Raw genomic sequence first — 19,240 nt, forward strand, 5'->3', positions numbered from 1 at the left:
GGGTCAGGACCATGTTTTATTTCAAGCCTTTGGCGAGCGTATCGCCAACTTTCCAAATATCCCCCGCACCCATGGTGAGTACAAGGTCTCCTGGCTGCAGACGATTCTGCAAATCAGCTACAACTTCTTCCTTGGTAGGAAGATAACGAGCAGCCGCATTACTGTTCTGAACAATCAGTTCAACCAGTTTGGCAGAGTGCACGCCTTCAATCTGTTTTTCGCCAGCCGGGGAGTAAATGTCGGTAATCAGCACCTCATCTGCCTCCGCGAAAGCACGACTAAACGCATCCAGCAGGAAAAAGGTACGAGTGTATCGCTGCGGCTGGAACACTGCAATAATACGTTTCCCTGTTGCTTTCGCTGCACTGATGGTTGCCTCGATTTCAGTCGGGTGATGCGCATAATCATCGATGACCAGAATATCCCGTGCTTCACCAAGTACCTGGAATCTGCGTTTGGCCCCATGGAACTGGATAATGGCTGCCGTGATCTTCTCGAACGGAATGCCCGCTTCCAGACAGGTAATTACCGTAGCCATAGCGTTATAAACATTATGTTTACCCGGAACAGAGAGCTCTACCGTTCCCAGAGCGGTACCCTGATGGCTCATCGTAAAGGAGATCCGGCGATCACCTAACACGATATCCGATGCCATATAGTCAGCCTTTTGATCAATACCGTACGTCGTGATTCGAGATTTCAGCTCAGGCAAAATGCTCTGAATGTTCTCATCATCCGCACAGACAATCGCTGTTCCCTCCGGACGAATTTGACTCAAAAATTGCACATACGCCTTTTTGAGTTCCTCAAAGTCACTGTTGTAATTCTCCAAATGATCCGCTTCAATGTTGGTTACAATACCAAGCCATGGATGGTATTGCAAAAACGACCCATCGCTCTCATCCGCCTCGGCAACAACCCAGTCACCTTGACCTGCCTTGGCATTGGTGCCCAGATTCATGATCTCCCCACCAATGATATAGGTTGGGTCTGTATCGCATTTGTCCATGACAAGTGCAATCATGGACGATGTTGTCGTTTTACCATGGGCACCAGCAACCGCCACACCCTTGCGTTCGTTCAACAAGCGCGCCAGCATTTGCGCACGGTGAAGAATCGGGATATTAAGCTGCTCAGCTGCCACACGCTCCACATTATCCGCCGGAGCCGCCGTAGAATAGACCACGAGATCTGCTCCATTTACATGTTCTGCCGTGTGCCCGATATATATTTTCGCTCCCTTGGCTGCCAGCTTCTCGGTCAACTCCTGTGAAGCGACATCCGATCCGGTAACGGTGTATCCCATCTCCAGCATAACTCTTGCGATGGCACTCATGCCATATCCGCCAATCCCTATAAAATGAACGTGTTCTGATGTATTTAACAAAACTTTCACCAACCTTTTTCAGAATCGGTTTGATGCAAAAGGGCTGCCCGCACATCCGCAATGAGATACAATGTGCCGGACACCACCCCCAGATCTTCCGCTTCCGTCCGTGACTTCAATAGATCAAGTGCCTTCGCCCAATCGGGCTCGACGATGATTTCCAGATCCTGCTTCGCAATGGCGGGACGTACCCGCTCGACGATCTGCAGCAACTCGGCTGCATCCATCTTGCGTCGAAAATCTGGCTCGGTCAGGATCAGCGTATCCACTAGTGGCAGTATATGCTGCAAATACGCTTCGTGATGCTTATTCGCCAGCATGCCCATCATCAAATTTAACTTGTTGTGAGGATATACGTCGATAATGCTCTTGGCCAGTGATTCTGCCCCTTCCGGATTATGTGCTCCATCCAGTACAATTCGGGGTTCATCCACAACCTTCTCGAACCGGCCAGCCCAAAAGGCATGCTCCAGTCCAAGTGCAATATCTCTGTCATCCAGCATAAACGCCATGTACTGCCTGAGCAATTCAAGCACCATAAGAGCACCCGCAGCATTATCAATCTGATGTATGCCCTGCATGCGAATTCGAACATCCAGCTCACGGAACGGCCCTGTAAAATGAAAAGATTGACCATTCTCATCGCTATTCAGCCTATGGTAAGAAAATTGTTCTCCTGACAAATACACGGTTGATCGGAGCTGGTGTGCCTTTTCCTGAATCACCTTCACCGCCTCCGGCTGCGTGACACAGGTGACCACAGGTACGCCTGGTTTGATAATGCCCGCTTTTTCTCCCGCGATCGCTTCAATGGTATCTCCGAGAACATCCGTATGATCCATACCGATATTGGTAATCACCGAAACCACAGGTGTAACGATATTCGTTACGTCCATCCTTCCCCCCAGTCCAGTCTCCCATACTACGACATCCGGATAACACTCTTCTGCATAGTAGAGTAGTGCAAGTGCCGTAGACACTTCGAACATGGTAGGTGACCCTTGGGAAGTGGAAGCCATATCTGTGACCAAAGGATGAAGTCGATTCGCCAGCTTCAGCAGCGTCTCTTCGGGAATATCCTCACCGTTGTACTGAAAACGATTTGTGAATTTCGTGATATACGGAGACGTAAACGTGCCGACATCGTATCCTGCCTGAAGCAGCACTGACGTCAAAAAAGCGCAAGTCGAACCTTTACCGTTCGTTCCCGCGACATGAATAAATTTGAGACGCTGATGAGGATTGCCCAGCAGTGACATCAACTCCATGATTCGTTCCAATCCGGGTCTGATGCCAAAAGGAATAAGGCCATTGATCCAGTCCACAGCCTCGTCATACGTATGCAGAGGGGCAATTGTACCCGTGCCATTAAGTTCCGTCATAGGTTTCACCTTCGGTCCCGAGTTTGATTGAAAAAAGCGGCCGGATGGCATGTTTCCTCTCCATCCGACCCAGAAATATTAACCTTTCAGTTCCTTGATCCGGGCGATGACTTTATCCCGTTTATCCGAATAATCCGCTTGTTTGGCGCGTTCTTCTTCAATAACCTTGGCTGGTGCCTTGGCCACGAAGCCTTCGTTTGCCAGTTTTTTCTCTACACGGAGTACTTCGCCTTCAAGGTTCTGCAACTCTTTCTCCAGGCGAGCCACTTCCTGCTCAATATCAATAAGTCCTGCCAGCGGCAAGTACAGTTCAGCTCCCGTAATTACGGCAGTCATTGCCTTGTCCGGTGAACTCAGGTCAAGCCCGCTGTCGAACTCGGATGTATTGCAGAATCGTTTGATGTAATGGCTGTTGCGTTCGATGATGCTGGATGTCTCGGCACTGTTCGCTTTTACCATCAGTTCAATCTTTTTGCTCATCGGCACGTTAACTTCTGCACGAATGTTCCGTACGGCACGAATGGTATCCATGAGCAGGTTCATCTCAGCTACTGCTTCTTTGTTCTCCAGCGCAGGATCATATACCGGCCAGGAAGCAAGCGTAATCGTCTCACCTTCATGCGGCAGGTGCTGCCAGATTTCTTCCGAGATGTATGGCATGAACGGGTGAATCAGGCGCATGGTGTGATCCAGGACGTAAGCCAGTACCGATTGTGTTTTTTTCTTGGCAATCGGATCTTCACCGTAGAAGGACAATTTGGCAAATTCAATATACCAGTCACAGAGGTCATCCCAGATAAAGTTGTACAGCAATCGTCCTGTTTCTCCAAATTCGTATGCTTCGATTAGACGCGTAATATCGCGGGAAGTTTCGTTCAGGCGGTGCAAAATCCAATAATCAGCTGTTCCAAGCTCTCCACTGATATCGCGATCTTCGTAAGTGAATCCTTCCAGATTCATCAGTGCGAAACGTGATGCGTTCCAGATTTTATTCGCAAAGTTACGAGCCTGTTCTACCCGTTCCCAGCGGAAACGAAGATCCTGTCCTGGCGTGCTGCTGGTAGAGATCATATAACGCATCGCATCTGCACCGTATTTCTCAATAACATCCAGCGGATCTACACCATTACCCAGTGATTTGGACATTTTGCGTCCATCTGCATCACGAACCAGACCATGCATCAGGACATCCTTAAATGGAATTTCGTCCGTGAACTCCAGAGCTGTGAAGATCATCCGTGCAACCCAGAAGTAAATGATGTCATATCCGGTTACAAGCACACTTGTCGGATAATAACGTTTCAGATCCTCTGCATCTTCCGGCCAGCCGAGCGTGGAGAAAGGCCACAAAGCCGAACTGAACCACGTATCCAGCACATCTTCATCCTGTCTCAGCTTGCGACCAGCGTATTCCGGCAGCGTTGTTGGATCTTCAGCTGATACAATAATTTCACCCGTCTCGTCGTCGTACCAAGCAGGAATTCGATGTCCCCACCACAACTGGCGGGAGATACACCAGTCACGGACATTTTCGATCCAGTTCAAATATGTTTTCTCAAAACGATCAGGAACAAAGTTTACACCATCACCGTTTTGTTGTTTTTGGATGGCTCTTTCTGCCAGAGGCTTCATCTCAACAAACCATTGTGTGGACAAATACGGCTCAACGACAGCTCCTGTCCGTTCGCTGTGTCCAACTTGGTGCGTGTGATCCTCAATGCTGATCAATACGCCCTGTTCCTGTAGATCTGCAACAATCTGCTTGCGGCAGTCGCTGCGGTCCAGACCCTGATATTTGCCAGCCTCAGCATTCATGGTACCTGTCTCATCCATCACTGTAATCTGAGGCAGATTATGACGAAGACCCACTTCGAAGTCATTCGGATCATGTGCAGGTGTAATTTTTACAGCACCGCTTCCGAATTCTTTATCCACGTAGTCATCTGCGATAACCGGAATCTCACGGCCAATGATCGGCAGAATCAGCGTTTTGCCAATCATGTCTGCGTAGCGCTCATCTTTTGGATGAACAGCAACAGCAGTATCACCGAGCATCGTTTCCGGACGAGTCGTCGCCACTGTAACATGACCGCTTCCGTCCTTAAGCGGATATTTCAGATGATACAGGTGTCCCTGAACCTCTTTGTATTCAACCTCAATATCTGACAATGCAGTACGGTTTACCGGGTCCCAGTTGATGATGCGTTTGCCTCTGTAAATAAGGCCTTTCTCATATAGTTGAACAAACACCTTGCGCACGGCTTGGGAAAGCCCTTCATCGAGCGTGAAGCGTTCACGTGAATAATCCAGTGACAACCCCATCTTGCCCCATTGCTGACGGATCGTTGTCGCGTATTGTTCTTTCCAGTCCCATACTTTATCCAGGAACTTCTCGCGTCCCAGATCATAGCGGGTTAGGCCTTCTTCACGCAGTTTCTGCTCCACTTTGGTTTGGGTCGCAATCCCTGCATGGTCGGAACCAGGGAGCCACAGCGCATCATAGCCCTGCATCCGTTTGGTCCGAATCAGGATATCCTGTAATGTGAAATCAAGTGCATGACCGATATGAAGCATCCCGGTTACGTTCGGGGGTGGAATTACAATGGTATACGGCTCAGCATCCTTGCGCTGCCCAGCCTTGAAATACCCACGCTCTGTCCAGGTAGAGTACCATTTTTGCTCCGCAGCTTTCGGGTCATACGTCGTCGGCATCTCAGTTGCGGCTGATTTTTTTTCTTCAGACATGTGTCATTCCTCCGTTACTTAATCATCTTCGCCAAAAAACAAAAAAACCTTTCATCCATCAAAGGACGAAAGGTTAGCTTTCGCGGTACCACCTTTGTTTCACGCAGACAGAAAGAAGATGCATGCCTTTCTGTGGCCTCACGTGACACTTCAAGCAGATAACGGCTGCTACCGGCCCATCCTACTTCGGGAACAAATCGCAAGTACATGCTTCATTATTCCTTATATTCAAACAGGCAACTCCCGGGCGACTTCGATCAGTTGGGTTCCTGCGGAATTTCTCAGCGCTGCAATCCCGCTCTCTGAAAGGCCATGCTGTCTACTACTCCCGTTCCACGTTGTTCTTCAAAAAACCTAAACACATCATACCCTGACCGTGCCCGATAGTCAACCTGACAGCAGCGGAAACAGGCGGCAGGCTTGAGTGCAGGACCAAAAAGCTGCAAAAACCCGCAATCCTCATGGGATTGCAGGTCAGTGCGGATCGTTATTTCACAGGCTAGAAGTCAGGGGATATATAATATCTGCCCTTCTTCAACAACCTGTTCGGACAAACGATTGTACAACTGGAGTTCCCGCGTACTCAATTGATAGCGGTCAGCAATGGTATCCAGTGTCTCTTCACGCTGGACAATGCACAATTTTACTTTGCGGAATGGCGTCTGATCGACGATGGTACCCAGAAACAGGTTCTTCCATTGAACATCATCGGCCTGATAGGCCTCTTCCTGAATGGTACCCGCGCCCGACTCGTCTTCCCGATCTGATTCAGCATCGCGCACGGATCTGCCCGAAGACAACAGGGAGGAGATACCCACCCCTTCTTCCTGTCTTGATGAAGAGGCCTTCTTGCTGCCAAAAGCAACTTTGAGCTCCGGCTTGTCTTCCGTCTCAGCCACAGGTTCAGGAATAAACGGGGCAGATTCCAAAGCTTCGTCTGCACTCACTGCTTCCAGCGAAGAAGGTCTTTCCCCCTCGGCAGATTCAGGTTCAGACGCGGCGAATACATCCTGCCAATTTTCTGCTGGAACTTCAGCCGCAGGCTGATCTTCCTGCTGGGAGATCGATCGGGACTCAAAATTCCAAACATTCGAGGCGGCTGAATCTTCCGAAGTTTGTTGGTTCAGCCCCGTGTTTGTATGTAAGGTCTCCACGGAAGGCTCGGACCAGACAGACGACGAATCTTCGGCCAGGGGAAGCAAAGGCTCTGACTCCGGATAAGAAGCCAGCCTGTCAGCAGTCTCCGCCATAAAAGAAGAGACAGGCGAAGGCGAGCTGGACACCTCATTCTCGGCCAATTCATCTTCTTGAGTGATTAAGGATGGATATTCTTCGTCAGCAGGGGGTCTGTTCTGACTTTCCTCTTCATAGGGATCTTCACTCGTCTCAGCATAGAGCTGTTCCGGTGCAGGGTTTATCTGGGATTCCGACTGGGTGTCTGCTTCATAGCGAATATTTTTGTCAGCAGGTTGCAGCAAATGGTTAGATTCTTCCGCCGCATACAGAGATTCAGCAGCTATGGAAAGACCTTCCTCTTCACTACGTTGAAGCAAATATTCCTGTGCAAAGGTGTTCAAACCAACATCCGTTAACTCTTCTTCAGGGGTTCGGTTACCCTGCTGCGGATCAGGTGAATGTACGACAGTAAACTCGTCTGCTGACCAGGCCTGAGGCTCTTCCACAGGAAAACCCTCTATGCCACGCAGTGACAATACACCCGTAATATTCAGACTGCGGCTGGATAACAAATCCACATCAAAATTTTCAATCTCAATCGAAATATCCTCAAGCGATCTTACCCGATTCAGGGGAACCGTGATTTCAACCGGAATAAAATGTTTCAGTTCCTCCGAGATCTCGTTCTCTCCCCGGTATGCACCTGTAAGCAAAAGATGGCCTCGCAGCGTTGCATGATCATCCTGACCGATGACTTGAATGCGCGGGTATAACTCAATTTCCTCCAGTTCCTCAATGGCAGGGACTCCCTCGGACAAATGAACGCGCTCATAAATATCGAACCGTAATCCATAAGGTTGATTCAACAAAGGTGGCGTCCTCCTTTCGGCATATGTTCACCATGATCCTTCTCATGGGACTGATCCATGGTCCAAATCCTTCGTTACCCCATCTATATGCCATGGATGAGATGAGCATGCCACCTTTGTTCAAACCTTAACTTTTTATTGGGTCTTGCCTTCCCGCTGTGCGAGCTGCCAAAAATCAGAAGGCCATGGATCACGAACTTCAATCAAGGCCCCGGTGAGCGGATGATTAAACATTAACATTTCTCCATGAAGAGCCTGACGTCCAATCGCATCAGGTCGACCACCATATAGCAAATCGCCAACAAGCGGGTGTCCAGAATAACTTAGATGCACCCTGATCTGATGCGTACGCCCTGTATCCAATCTCAATCGCACAAGTGTGGAATGTTCCCACACTTCCCCAATCTCTACATGTGTTACTGCCTCCTGCCCGCCCTCGGAAACACGTCTGCGCTGCTTGTGATGTCTGTCCTTGCCAATTGGAGCATCAATTTTGCTGAGTTCCGGAGATACCCGGCCTTCAGCAATGGCTACATACTGGCGTCCAATCTCTTTGCGCCGCATCGCCTCATCCAGCTTGGCAAGAGCAAAAGCATTTTTGGCATATAAAACAGGACCCGTTGTATCCTCATCCAATCGATGCACGTGGCGCACATTCGCGTCAATTCCATTTATTTCATAATAGGAAGCCACTGCATGGTCCAGCGTGATTGCATGATCGGCTCGGCTTCCATCGGGATGGAGCTTCATATCTGCGGGTTTGTGCACCACCAGACAAAAATCATCCTCAAATAAAACATCCATATCCGCCCAGCGAGGCTCAACATCAATGGGCTGAGACGCAAAAAGGGCCAGCCGAAGCCGGTCCCCTGCCAGTTGAATTCCGTGATTTGCCTTGAGCTGACGAAGCAGTTTCTCCGGAAATGAAAGTTCAGTGAGCAGCCATTGCTCTGCAGCAAGCTGTTTGTCTGAACTGCCTGTTACCACTTTGCCTGGCATCAGCTCAAGCCATTCCCCACGACGCTTCCAACTTTTGATCGTCATAGAGATTGAAGTGCCTTGCGGTTCGCTTCAATCGTATCGTCAATGTCCTGTTCCGTATGCACACCAGAGACGAACATGCCTTCAAACTGGGAAGGTGCTACACTTACGCCGTGATCAATCATGGCTGCAAAGTAGCGACGGAATTGATCCAGATTGCTTTCTTTAGCTGCATCGTAATTGGTTACCGGGACATCACTGAAGAATGGACATACCATGGAACCAACGCGGTTAATTGTTACCGCGATCCCCGTCTCTGCTGCGTTTTTCTCAAAACCTGCTTGCAAACGTGCAGACAACGTCTCCAACCGGTCATAGACTTCTGGTGTCAGCAATTTGAGTGTCGTGTAGCCTGCTGCCATAGCCAGTGGGTTACCACTCAATGTTCCTGCCTGATAGATTGGTCCGGTTGGAGCAATCTGCTCCATCAGATCCCGGCGACCACCATATGCTCCAACCGGGAGCCCGCCGCCGATCACTTTACCCAGACAAGTCAGATCAGGTGTAACACCATAACGGCCCTGTGCACAGTTTAAGCCTACACGGAAACCGGTCATGACTTCGTCAAAGATGAGCAGGCTTCCGTACTGGTTGGTCAGACTGCGTAATCCCTCAAGAAAACCAGCTGCCGGAGGTACAACGCCCATGTTACCGGCCACAGGTTCAACAATGACAGCAGCCAGTTCCTCACCAAAACGTTCAAAAGCAAGACTCACCGATTCCAAATCATTGTAAGGTACTGTTATCGTATTGGTGGCTACTCCTTCTGGAACTCCGGGGCTATCAGGCAGCCCAAGGGTCGCGACACCAGAACCCGCTTTGATCAGCAGGCTGTCCGCATGTCCGTGATATGAGCCTTCAAATTTCAAAATTTTGCTGCGGCCCGTTACTCCGCGTGCCAGCCTGATGGCACTCATGGTAGCTTCCGTACCGGAGTTGACCATCCGCACAATATCAATGGAAGGCACACGTTCGCAGACGAGTTTAGCCATCTCTGTCTCCAGCAGCGTTGGGGCGCCAAAGCTCGTTCCTTTAAGGGCAGTCTCGCGCAGTGCCTCCACAACTTCAGGGTGGGCATGCCCCATAATAAGCGGTCCCCATGAGCCTACATAATCAATAAATACATTGCCATCAATATCGTAAATTTTGGAGCCTTCTCCGCGTTCCGCATAGATTGGGGTAAGTCCTACCGATTTGAATGCCCGAACGGGACTGTTTACGCCTCCAGGTATGTACTGCTTGGCTTCTTCGAATGCGCTGCGTGAGCGCTCATCATTGCGTCGTTTTCCTTGTTGTGCAGTCATGGAACATCCTCCTTAATAGTGAAGGCCCTGCTCGTGCATGGACACTTCTTAATCCATACAGCGACATTTTCGAGTCAGGCAGGGCCATTAATATGTTTGAACCAGAAAATCTCATTCAATGAACAGGAATATGGTTACAACGTGCTATTATTTTTCAGCCAGCCAGCGGGAAGCGTCTTTTCCATAATACGTAATGATCATGTCCGCACCCGCGCGTTTCATACTGAGCAGAATTTCCATGGCGACTTTTTTCTCATCAATCCATCCCTGCATAGCTGCTGCCTTGACCATGGCATACTCCCCACTTACATTATAGGCGACCAGCGGAAGATCAAATTGATCCTTAATCGTCCGCATTACGTCCAGATAGGAAAGTGACGGTTTCACCATTAGCATGTCCGCTCCTTCCAGCACATCCGTTTCGGCCTCACGCAGCGCTTCCCGTGCATTCGCAGGGTCCATCTGATATGATTTGCGATCCCCGAACTGCGGTGTGGAATCCGCTGCTTCACGGAAAGGTCCATAAAATGCGGATGCATACTTGACGGAGTATGACATGATTGGAATATGGCTGAAGCCATTCTCATCAAGTCCTGCCCGAATGGCCTGAACGAATCCATCCATCATGTTGGATGGGGCAATAATATCCGCGCCTGCTTTGGCCTGGGATACGGCTGTTTTTACGAGCAAATCCAGCGATTCATCATTCAGAACATCCCCGCAAATGTGCCCGTCCACTTCAACGGTATGCACCATGCCGCAATGTCCGTGATCCGTAAATTCGCACAAACAGGTATCTGCCACAACCAGCAGCTCCGGATACCAGGATTTGATCAACTTCGTTGCTTCCTGCACAATGCCATCTTCAGCAAATCCGGAAGTACCGATACTATCCTTGGTCTCAGGAATACCGAACAACAATACAGCCGGAATACCCAGCTCGGCAATCTCTTTCACTTCTTCCTGCAAACGATCAAGCGAGAAGCGGAATACGCCCGGCATGGACTTGATTTCGGATTTTACATTTTCTCCGTAGGTTACATAAATGGGTTGAATAAAATCATCCACTGTCAGATGAGTCTCTCTGACCATATTGCGAATGCCTGCGGATTGTCTTAAGCGACGGTGTCGTACAATTGGAAAACTCATATAGAAACATCCTCCCTGTAAGTAAGTAGAACAAAAAGGGAAGCGCGCCGGTATCCTAACGAATTCAGCACGCTTCATCTAATCAGCATTTTGTATATGGATACGATCTATTACAATAGCGGTCTGATTTTTGCAATCAACGAAGCATAGCCCCTTCTGCAGAAGGTGTCCGTTTCCAGTCGCACAGAGCAGCAATCAGGCTTTCGATCGTTGCTTCTGCAGCCATCAGTGTCACCTTCAACCCCGCGGCTTCGGCCGTCTTCGCAGTCACCGGTCCGATGCATGCAACCTCGACATTTTTTAACAAAGGTAATGGATCTTGCAATCCCATCCGTTTAAGCATCTCCATGAAGTTGGTGACTGTTGAAGAGCTTGTAAATGTTACAGCGTGAATACCGCCTTCTTCCAGCAGTTTCAGGAGTTCGTCATCATCTTCACCCGCCAAAACCGTGTCATAGATAATAGCTTCTGTGACCTCAAGTCCACGCTCCCTTAACTGATCAGGCAACCATGATCGTGCCAGATCGCCGTGGGGAAGCAGCACTTTTTGACCTTCTTTCAGCTCACTTTCGAAAGCTTCCAGCATGCCTTCCTGCTGAAAAGGTCCCTTGATCACTTCGGCAATGATACCGTGTTTACGAAGGGCTTCAGCGGTCGAAGGTCCTACCGCAGCGATTCTCGCTTGATGGATCTGGCGGATATCCCTGCCCTGTTGTTCCAGATGACGGAAGAAAAATTCCACGCCATTTACACTTGTGAAAAATACCCAGTCAAATGTATTTAACACATCAAAAGCGCCTTTGACACTTTGCCGTGCATTCTCACTGGAGGGCATAACCGTTTCAATCACCGGAAACTCATACGGCTCACCGCCAAGTTCCTCGATTCGGTTCACCAGTTCGCTCGCCTGACTGCGGGCTCGCGTCACCAGAATTCGTTTGCCAAACAACGGCAGCGCCTCAGCCCATTTCAACTGCTCACGCTGGTTCACCACATCCCCCACCACAATAACTGCAGGTGGTTGGAAATTGGCAGCAATGACCTTGGCCTCTATATTTTCAAGCGTACCTATGAGGGTATCCTGCTCCGCTCTGGTTCCCCAACGAACCAATGCGACAGGGGTCTGTGCCGGACGGCCATGACGGATGAGCTGTTCACTGATATAGCCGATTTTGGCTACACCCATCATAAATACAAGTGTACCCGTTGCGTTCGTTACTTTATCCCAATGAATGCTGCGATCCAGCTTGTCCGGGCTTTCATGTCCCGTAATAATGGAAATGGAAGATGCATAATCGCGATGGGTCACCGGTATTCCGGCATAAGCAGGTACACTTATGGCTGCGGTAACTCCAGGCACAATTTCAAAAGGAACACCGTTTTTGCGCAGCAGATCCGCCTCTTCGCCCACGCGTCCAAATATCGTCGGATCTCCGCCCTTCAGCCGGACGACCACTTTCCCTTCCAGGGCAAGATCCACCAATAGCTGATTGATCTCTTCCTGTTTCATCGTGTGCCGATCAGGCCGCTTGCCCACGTAAATCTTCACCGCGCCAGGCTTCATTTGCTTCAGTAATCTCGGACTGGCCAAACGATCATATACTACGGCGTCTGCTTTGCCGATGGACTCCCATCCTTTTACCGTAATCAGCTTCGCGTCACCCGGACCTGCCCCAACCAAAAAGACCTTTCCCACCATGTCTTCATCCCCTAACTTCTGCCAGTATCTGCTCTGCTCCCCGTTCAATCAATCTCCAAGCCACTTCTTCTCCTAGACGAACCGGATCTTTGCCGGTCAGCGTTTCCTTAAGAATCAGTCCGCCATCCGGCGTGCCGACCATACCTGTTAATTGTAACGTGTTTTGCCCATTCGGGGAATCGGTATCTTGTTGAGGAATCCAGACCGCATGAGCTCCAATCGGAACCTGACATCCCCCATTCAATACACTAAGGAAACGACGTTCTGCCAATACGGGAGATGCTGTCTCCGAATCATTATACAGCTTCAGCAGATGAAGCAGTTCAGCATCATCCTCCCGGCATTCAATCCCCAGTGCACCTTGACCAACCGCAGGAAGACAAGCCTCTTCGGACAGATACTCGGTAATCCGATCCTGCCAACCCATTCGATACAATCCAGCAGCAGCTAGAATAATAGCGTCGAGGCCCTCTGTCTCCAGTTTGCGAAGACGTGAGTCGATGTTGCCACGAAGAGATTCAAGCTGCAGATCCGGACGGTATGCTTTCAATTGACTGGAACGACGGAGGCTGCTTGTCCCCACTCTCGCACCTTCTGGCAGTTGGTCCAGAGAGAGGCCACCATTGGAAATCAATGCATCACGCGGGTCGGCACGACGCGGCACAGCGCCGTTGGTCAATCCTTCCGGCAATTCGGATGGCATATCCTTCATGCTGTGCACGGCCATATCGATGGTATGATCCAACATCGCCTGTTCAATTTCTTTGACAAACAGCCCTTTGCCTCCGACTTTGGACAGCGTTACATCCAGAATCAAGTCTCCCTTCGTAACGATCTTATGTACTTCAAAGTCAAATGCTAAACCTTCCCGCTCACAAATGCTGCGTAAATCCTGAATTACATGGCCTGTCTGTGTCAAAGCTAGTGCGCTTTGTCTGCTTCCCACTTTAATTATACGCATGTCTACAGTTCCTCCTGATTACGGGATATCCAATTCCCGATTTCTTCTTCTGTCCACCACCGGAATTGCCCTGTACGGATGTCCTCCAGTACATTCATTTCCGTCAATTGCCGCAGCAACACCCTTCTGTGACGCGGAGACGATACACGTGCCTTCACTTCAGTCCTCATCTGATGCAAAAACTCAATATAAGTCTCGTATTCTTCGCCGAACTGTTGTTCCAGTGTAGACCTAATCTCTGCAGCGGCAGCCGGTCCTGCTCCAGCCGTCGAAATAGCAATACTTAATCTCCCACGCCTGACTACGCTGGGGGTAATAAAAACACTGCGCTCGGAAGACATGGCATCATTCACCAGTATGCCCGCTTCGTTAGCTTCTTGTACAACCGATGCGTTGACTTCAACCTGATCCGTTGCTGCATATACGAGAAAGGCCCCCCGCAAATCACCATTGCGGTAGGACCGGGCTATCCACTCAATTCGGGAATCATCATGCAGTTGTTTCAGCTCCGATGTGATCTCTGGACTAAATACTTTAATATGAGCTTCGGCGTGAAGCAAACCTTTAATTTTACGTTCGGCGACACGTCCGCCACCAATGACACAACACGTTTTACCTGCAGTATTTACAAATAGCGGCGTATAGCGATCCATAGCCTTCACTCTCCTGTCCAGCGATGAAACGCTGAATACGCATTGGATAAAAAGCTCATAATGACAAAACCATATCCAATCAATGTCCATCTTGCCATAATAATGTTGGAAAACTGTTTTCTTTGCTTGGACACAAAATAACCAATATAAATCGCGATTGCGAGACCTGTGGCAATAACTTTGAGATCCAGTAGCAGATACCAGCGTGTCTCTGCGACAATGGATAATACAGCCAGTACAACAGAGACACCAAGCAATGGTGTTCCTATCAATGTAGCACCGTCCATGTACTTGCCAATAACTTCGAGACTGGGCATCCGCCGCATCGTATCGTTCCACTTTTTGTTCTTCAGTTTGCGATGCAAGAATAGATACAACAAGGCAAAAACAGCAGCCACCGTTAATGCTGCGAATCCCAAATTCGCCAGCGTAATGTGCATTATAAGCAATCCGTGTACAGTCTGCCAGTTGTGCAGTGATATCTCGCCAGCTGTGAACCACAATCGGTTCAGTACCGTAACGGAAAACCCGACGATATTTAACAGCAGGATGACAAATTCTGAACGTTGGACACGAATTATCGCCAGCGACATCAATACAATACTAAACGAAAAGATGAATAAAAAATCAAAGGTCGTATAGATCGGGAAATGCCCCTCGGTCCACATGCGTAAAATCACATGAACAACCTGAAGCAGCCAGACAACGACAAGAAACCCTGTGCCCGTCCGCTTCGCCCCCGCATTCCGTCGAATGCAGTCCGAGAAATAGAACAGAAGGCTCAGGGCATACATATAGATCAGAGCTTCATAGATTTGTTCAGCAAGGGTCAAGCTGCTCACCCGCCCTTATACACTAGCCGGAGCGTAAGCCGGCATAGCGTCTTGCCGGTTGTCTTTAAGATGAACGGCGGCCGGTTTCCCCAAGGCCGAGGCATCGCTTTGGTTTACTTTTTCTGCGGCCGTCTCCACTGCATCCTCCAGGGCAAAAATTTGAGTGAACATGCGCAAAGCTTCATCACCATGCTTCGTGCCTGCCATTTCCTTGATCCGGTTAATCGGATCTGTCGTCATTTGATTCACGATACTTTTGGTTAATCGACGAATGACCTTGCGTTGATGTTCGTCCAATTCAGGCAGTTTATTAAAGAGACTCTCCATCGTTTCTTCATGAATGGAAGCCCCCTTCTCCTGCAGTGCCCGAATGACCGGGCGAACACCCAAGGTTTTGAGCCAGTGATAGTAGTCTTCCATCTCCAGTTCAATCATCTTTTCAATCTTGGCTGCTTCTATCTTCCGCATCTCCAGATTGCTCTCCACGATTCCTTCCAGATCATCAATATCATAGAGAAATACGTTGGATAACTCTCCAATGGCCGGATCAATGTCACGCGGAACCGCAATATCGATCAGGAATAACGGACGCGATTGACGTCGCTTCATACTCTCCCGAACAACAGAAGCATCCAGAACATACCGTTCCGCCCCAGTAGAGCTGATGACGATATCAACCTCATTCAGTCTGTCCAAGGCTTGCTCCATCGTACAAGGGGTTCCCCTAAACTTGGCTGCCAGCTCCTGAGCTCTTGCAAGTGTCCGGTTCGCTACAATGACCTCTGAGGCGCCATTGGCGTACAAATGCTTGACGGTCAGTTCGCTCATTTTGCCCGCTCCAAGAATCAGAACTTTCTTATCCGTAAACATGCCAAAAATGCGTTTCCCCAATTCAACAGCTGCGTAACTGACCGATACCGCACTCTCTCCAATTGAAGTCTCTGAATGTGCTCTCTTGCCCAAGGTTACCGCCTGTTTAAACAGCATGTTAAACCATGTGCCTGTCGATTTCTCTTCCTGGGCAGTGAAAAAGGCTTGCTTCACCTGTCCAAGAATCTGTGTTTCCCCAATCACCATTGAGTCCAATCCGCAAATCACACGGAACAAATGGCGAATGGCTTGATCATCTTCATATATATATAAATGTTGCGTAAATTCTTCCCGCGGAACATTAAACCATTGTTCCATAAACGTACGAATAAAATAACCACACATGTGAAGACGGTCCACCACAACATACAACTCGGTACGGTTACATGTGGCTACGATTACACCTTCCAATACACTCTTGGTCAGCTTGAGCTGCTGCAGCGCTTCAGACAAGTCCTTTTCTGCAAATGTGAATCGTTCCCTAACCTCTACAGGCGCCGTGCGATAATTCAAACCAACTACAACGATGTGCATTGCAAGTTCACCTGCCTAATAAATTTCCAATCAAAGTGTTTTCTACATATCTCCATCCATTTATGCTTGACATGGTTAATTATATCACACATCATGACCGGGTCCGGGCCATTTTTATGAAATGTTTATGAAATCCCCATGTAGATCATCTTATGCATTGTCATTTATTGTAGTGTCTCACCAATCTTCACCGTTATGCGTGCAAATCCATTTCTTCGGTTATTAAAACAAATAGCCATGGAATAATTCCATGACTATTATGAGTTGGGGATTGATCTTGCGCTCATCCCAATATGTGAACATTGTTCATGATGTGTGTCTAATTCAGTTATACCAGTCCGATGGGTTGCATTTCTGGTGTTTCGACCTGCAATTCGCCCAATCCACGCACCAATTTCTTGGCGTATGTTTTTTCCGGTTTCAAAACGGATACCAGGTAGTCAATGGCCAGTTGTGGGTCAACCGTTTCTCCACAAGTGTAGCAGTCAATCGCCGCAAACCCTCTCTCAGGATACGTATGAATGGAGAGATGGCTCTCTGACAGCAGTACAAGCACTGTCGCTCCTTGCGGTTCAAACTGCTTGGATTGTACGGACATCACTGTCGCGCCACATGCCTCCGCTGCTTCAACCATTTGGGCTTGCAAATACTCAGCACTGTTCAGTAGATCAAAGTCGACACCCCAAGCGTCAACAGCAACGTGTCTTCCGAAAGTTGAATATTCCATCCTTCGGTTCCCCCTTCCTAGGAATAAAATGTTTGAAAAAATTTCATCCGCTAGGACCTACGTCATTCACTTCCCGAGGGAATAATCTCTCGCAACATATAATGTCCTGAGTGAATCCTGGTTCCTATATTCTTTTCAACGAGATTAAAAATAACATCTATTTAAAAGGAATGCAACCCTTTTTTTACAGTTAAAAAAATAAATAATTGCCATCCAAGTTGGACATCTCCATCACAAAAAAATCCCCTTCGGACGCTGAACCGGCAAGTGCCTGTAATCAGAATCGATAAGGGGATTGATTTACATTTGTACCTGTCTCCAGGTTATTTAAGCTTCGAGTTCGAAGAGTCGTTTTTGATGTTGAGCAAGCCTTTCATCAATCTGATGAAGTTCTTCAGGAACTGAAGTATGATTTCTAGTGTCCAAGAGTGTGTCGACCTCTGCGTATACCCGGTTAATTTCACGTTCAACATCCCGGGCCTGAAATACTCGCTGCAATTCGAGCAACGTGTTTTTGTATTCGTAGATGAGGCGCGTATTCTCCCCGTTCTGCTCTACGATTTTACGGACAGAGCCTTGAGCATAAACATACGTCATAATGAAATCTTCATAAATCCGATGGACGACACCGTCTCCCTTAAAGGTCATGAACAATTTCCGCACAACGTTGGTCAGATGATGGTTTACCAGCCGGCAAGACAATTCACAGATGTAAAACCCTTCCTGGCGGTCAAACGGGAAATGAACTTCCTCTCCACTTACATCCTCAAGCACAATCTCCTGGCAACCGTTATCCAGCACCTTCACTCGGTGATGAATCCGGCCATCCTCTGACATGCGCAAAAACTGATGCATCTGGGGTTCCGACAATTTCAAAGTGGCTTTAACATACTCTGTGGCTAACCGCTGAGCCATACAAATCTCCTCAATTCTTTCCCGGATTGTTTTGCCTTCCTGCTCATGGCAGTGATCTCAAAACTCTTCAGGCCGGCAAGGCCGGTATTTTTGGTTCCTGTAGCACGAATGCACCTATGCTCATTATACACCACCGCAAAACCATTTTGCTCCAGAACGAAACGATAAATTCTCACGAAAATCCATAAAAATACGGAGTAATTCATGATCTCATCCAGGATTCACCCTGGTTACTCACTTTCCCGCATTAAAATGGCGCAATCTCTATATCATCCGTTAATTTCGGTGTTTTCTTCCTCTTCTGGATTACCTTCTGCATCCAGTACTTCTGGTGCATACTTATCTATGCGGGCATGGCGGGTGATGATGTCCCATAACTCTTCTTTACCCAATCCTTCTTCTGATGAAAATGGTACAAACAGATCTCCTGAACGAAGATCCAGCGCTTGCTTGATCACTTTGATGTGCTTCGCTCTTCTTGTTTTTGGAATCTTGTCCATCTTGGTTGCTACCACAACCAAAGGCAATCCGTGATGGCGAAGCCATTCATTCATCATCTTGTCATCCTTGGATGGTTCATGCCTCATATCCACCATCTGCATAACAAGTTTCAATTCTTTACGTCCCAATAAGTATTTCTCCATCATTTTACCCCAGGCAAAGCGCTGCTCTTTGGAAACTTTGGCGTAACCATAACCAGGGAAATCCACGAAGTATAGATCCTGGTTAATTTTGTAGTAGTTCAGTTGCTGAGTTTTACCTGGTGTTGAACTTGTGCGTGCCAGATTTTTGCGGTTTATCAAGCGATTAATCAAGGATGATTTGCCCACATTGGAGCGTCCCGCCAAAGCGATCTCCGGCAGGCCGTCATCAGGATATTGTTCAGGCCGAACGGCACTGATAATAAATTCGGATTGGTTTACTTTCATAATATATCTGTCCTCTCTGGATCTCATGTTCTTGCATTTGAAGCTGATGAAGGTATTATGCCTTGG

General features: G+C 48.4%; 16 protein-coding genes and 1 other annotated feature. All 16 genes read right to left on the reverse strand.

Going from position 1 to position 19,240, the window contains the following annotated elements:
* Window positions 1-16: 16 nt before the first annotated feature.
* The 16 genes from murC to yihA all read right to left on the reverse strand — a co-directional run bounded on the left by murC (window position 17) and on the right by yihA (window position 19,174).
* Entirely contained in the window at window positions 17-1,336 is a 1,320-nt protein-coding gene (murC, locus tag AB3N00_RS22715; RefSeq protein WP_413036872.1) for a UDP-N-acetylmuramate--L-alanine ligase, read from the reverse strand.
* A 56-nt stretch (window positions 1,337-1,392) separates the two neighbouring features.
* A complete protein-coding gene (locus AB3N00_RS22720; RefSeq protein ID WP_413036631.1) occupies window positions 1,393-2,769 on the reverse strand; it encodes a bifunctional folylpolyglutamate synthase/dihydrofolate synthase in 1,377 nt (458 codons plus the stop codon).
* Between the two features lie 78 nt (window positions 2,770-2,847).
* On the reverse strand, window positions 2,848-5,514 hold the full coding sequence (locus AB3N00_RS22725) for a valine--tRNA ligase (RefSeq protein WP_413036632.1): 2,667 nt from the start codon (window positions 5,512-5,514) through the stop codon (window positions 2,848-2,850).
* Between the two features lie 58 nt (window positions 5,515-5,572).
* Window positions 5,573-5,859: a binding site (T-box leader), on the reverse strand.
* 161 nt (window positions 5,860-6,020) lie between these two features.
* Window positions 6,021-7,559 (reverse strand): LysM peptidoglycan-binding domain-containing protein, encoded by a 1,539-nt coding sequence (locus AB3N00_RS22730; RefSeq protein WP_413036633.1) that lies wholly within the window; start codon window positions 7,557-7,559, stop codon window positions 6,021-6,023.
* Between the two features lie 135 nt (window positions 7,560-7,694).
* On the reverse strand, window positions 7,695-8,603 hold the full coding sequence (locus AB3N00_RS22735) for an RluA family pseudouridine synthase (protein WP_413036634.1): 909 nt from the start codon (window positions 8,601-8,603) through the stop codon (window positions 7,695-7,697).
* The gene (gene hemL, locus AB3N00_RS22740) at window positions 8,600-9,904 is read right to left on the reverse strand and encodes a glutamate-1-semialdehyde 2,1-aminomutase (RefSeq protein ID WP_413036635.1); all 1,305 of its coding nucleotides are present in this window, start codon (window positions 9,902-9,904) and stop codon (window positions 8,600-8,602) included. The genes AB3N00_RS22735 and hemL overlap by 4 nt, the downstream gene beginning before the upstream one ends.
* Window positions 9,905-10,051: 147 nt before the next feature.
* Window positions 10,052-11,053, reverse strand: a complete 1,002-nt coding sequence (gene hemB, locus AB3N00_RS22745; RefSeq protein ID WP_413036636.1) for a porphobilinogen synthase — start codon at window positions 11,051-11,053, stop codon at window positions 10,052-10,054.
* Window positions 11,054-11,189: 136 nt separating this feature from the next.
* Entirely contained in the window at window positions 11,190-12,752 is a 1,563-nt protein-coding gene (cobA, locus tag AB3N00_RS22750) for a uroporphyrinogen-III C-methyltransferase (RefSeq protein ID WP_413036637.1), read from the reverse strand.
* A 4-nt stretch (window positions 12,753-12,756) separates the two neighbouring features.
* A complete protein-coding gene (gene hemC, locus AB3N00_RS22755; protein ID WP_413036638.1) occupies window positions 12,757-13,713 on the reverse strand; it encodes a hydroxymethylbilane synthase in 957 nt (318 codons plus the stop codon).
* Window positions 13,714-13,715: 2 nt separating this feature from the next.
* Complete coding sequence (locus AB3N00_RS22760) at window positions 13,716-14,366, reverse strand: bifunctional precorrin-2 dehydrogenase/sirohydrochlorin ferrochelatase (protein ID WP_413036639.1); 651 nt, start codon at window positions 14,364-14,366, stop codon at window positions 13,716-13,718.
* Window positions 14,367-14,371: 5 nt separating this feature from the next.
* Window positions 14,372-15,199 (reverse strand): cytochrome c biogenesis protein CcsA, encoded by an 828-nt coding sequence (gene ccsA / locus AB3N00_RS22765; RefSeq protein WP_413036873.1) that lies wholly within the window; start codon window positions 15,197-15,199, stop codon window positions 14,372-14,374.
* Window positions 15,200-15,214: 15 nt separating this feature from the next.
* Window positions 15,215-16,603 carry a glutamyl-tRNA reductase gene (gene hemA, locus AB3N00_RS22770; RefSeq protein ID WP_413036640.1) on the reverse strand — a complete coding sequence of 463 codons (1,389 nt, stop codon included), beginning with the start codon at window positions 16,601-16,603 and terminating at the stop codon, window positions 15,215-15,217.
* Window positions 16,604-16,931: 328 nt separating this feature from the next.
* Window positions 16,932-17,330 carry an adenosylmethionine decarboxylase gene (gene speD, locus AB3N00_RS22775; protein ID WP_413036641.1) on the reverse strand — a complete coding sequence of 133 codons (399 nt, stop codon included), beginning with the start codon at window positions 17,328-17,330 and terminating at the stop codon, window positions 16,932-16,934.
* Window positions 17,331-17,657: 327 nt separating this feature from the next.
* Window positions 17,658-18,245, reverse strand: a complete 588-nt coding sequence (locus AB3N00_RS22780) for a non-ribosomal peptide synthetase module (RefSeq protein ID WP_413036642.1) — start codon at window positions 18,243-18,245, stop codon at window positions 17,658-17,660.
* Window positions 18,230-18,451, reverse strand: coding sequence for a hypothetical protein (locus AB3N00_RS22785; RefSeq protein WP_413036643.1), 222 nt, complete (start codon window positions 18,449-18,451; stop codon window positions 18,230-18,232). Before AB3N00_RS22785 ends, AB3N00_RS22780 begins: the two co-directional genes overlap by 16 nt.
* 63 nt (window positions 18,452-18,514) lie before the next feature.
* Entirely contained in the window at window positions 18,515-19,174 is a 660-nt protein-coding gene (gene yihA / locus AB3N00_RS22790) for a ribosome biogenesis GTP-binding protein YihA/YsxC (protein ID WP_413036644.1), read from the reverse strand.
* Window positions 19,175-19,240: the final 66 nt, after the last annotated feature.

It is taken from the genome of Paenibacillus xylanilyticus, assembly GCF_047246825.1.
Taxonomy (GTDB): Bacteria; Bacillota; Bacilli; order Paenibacillales; family Paenibacillaceae; genus Paenibacillus; species Paenibacillus xylanilyticus_B.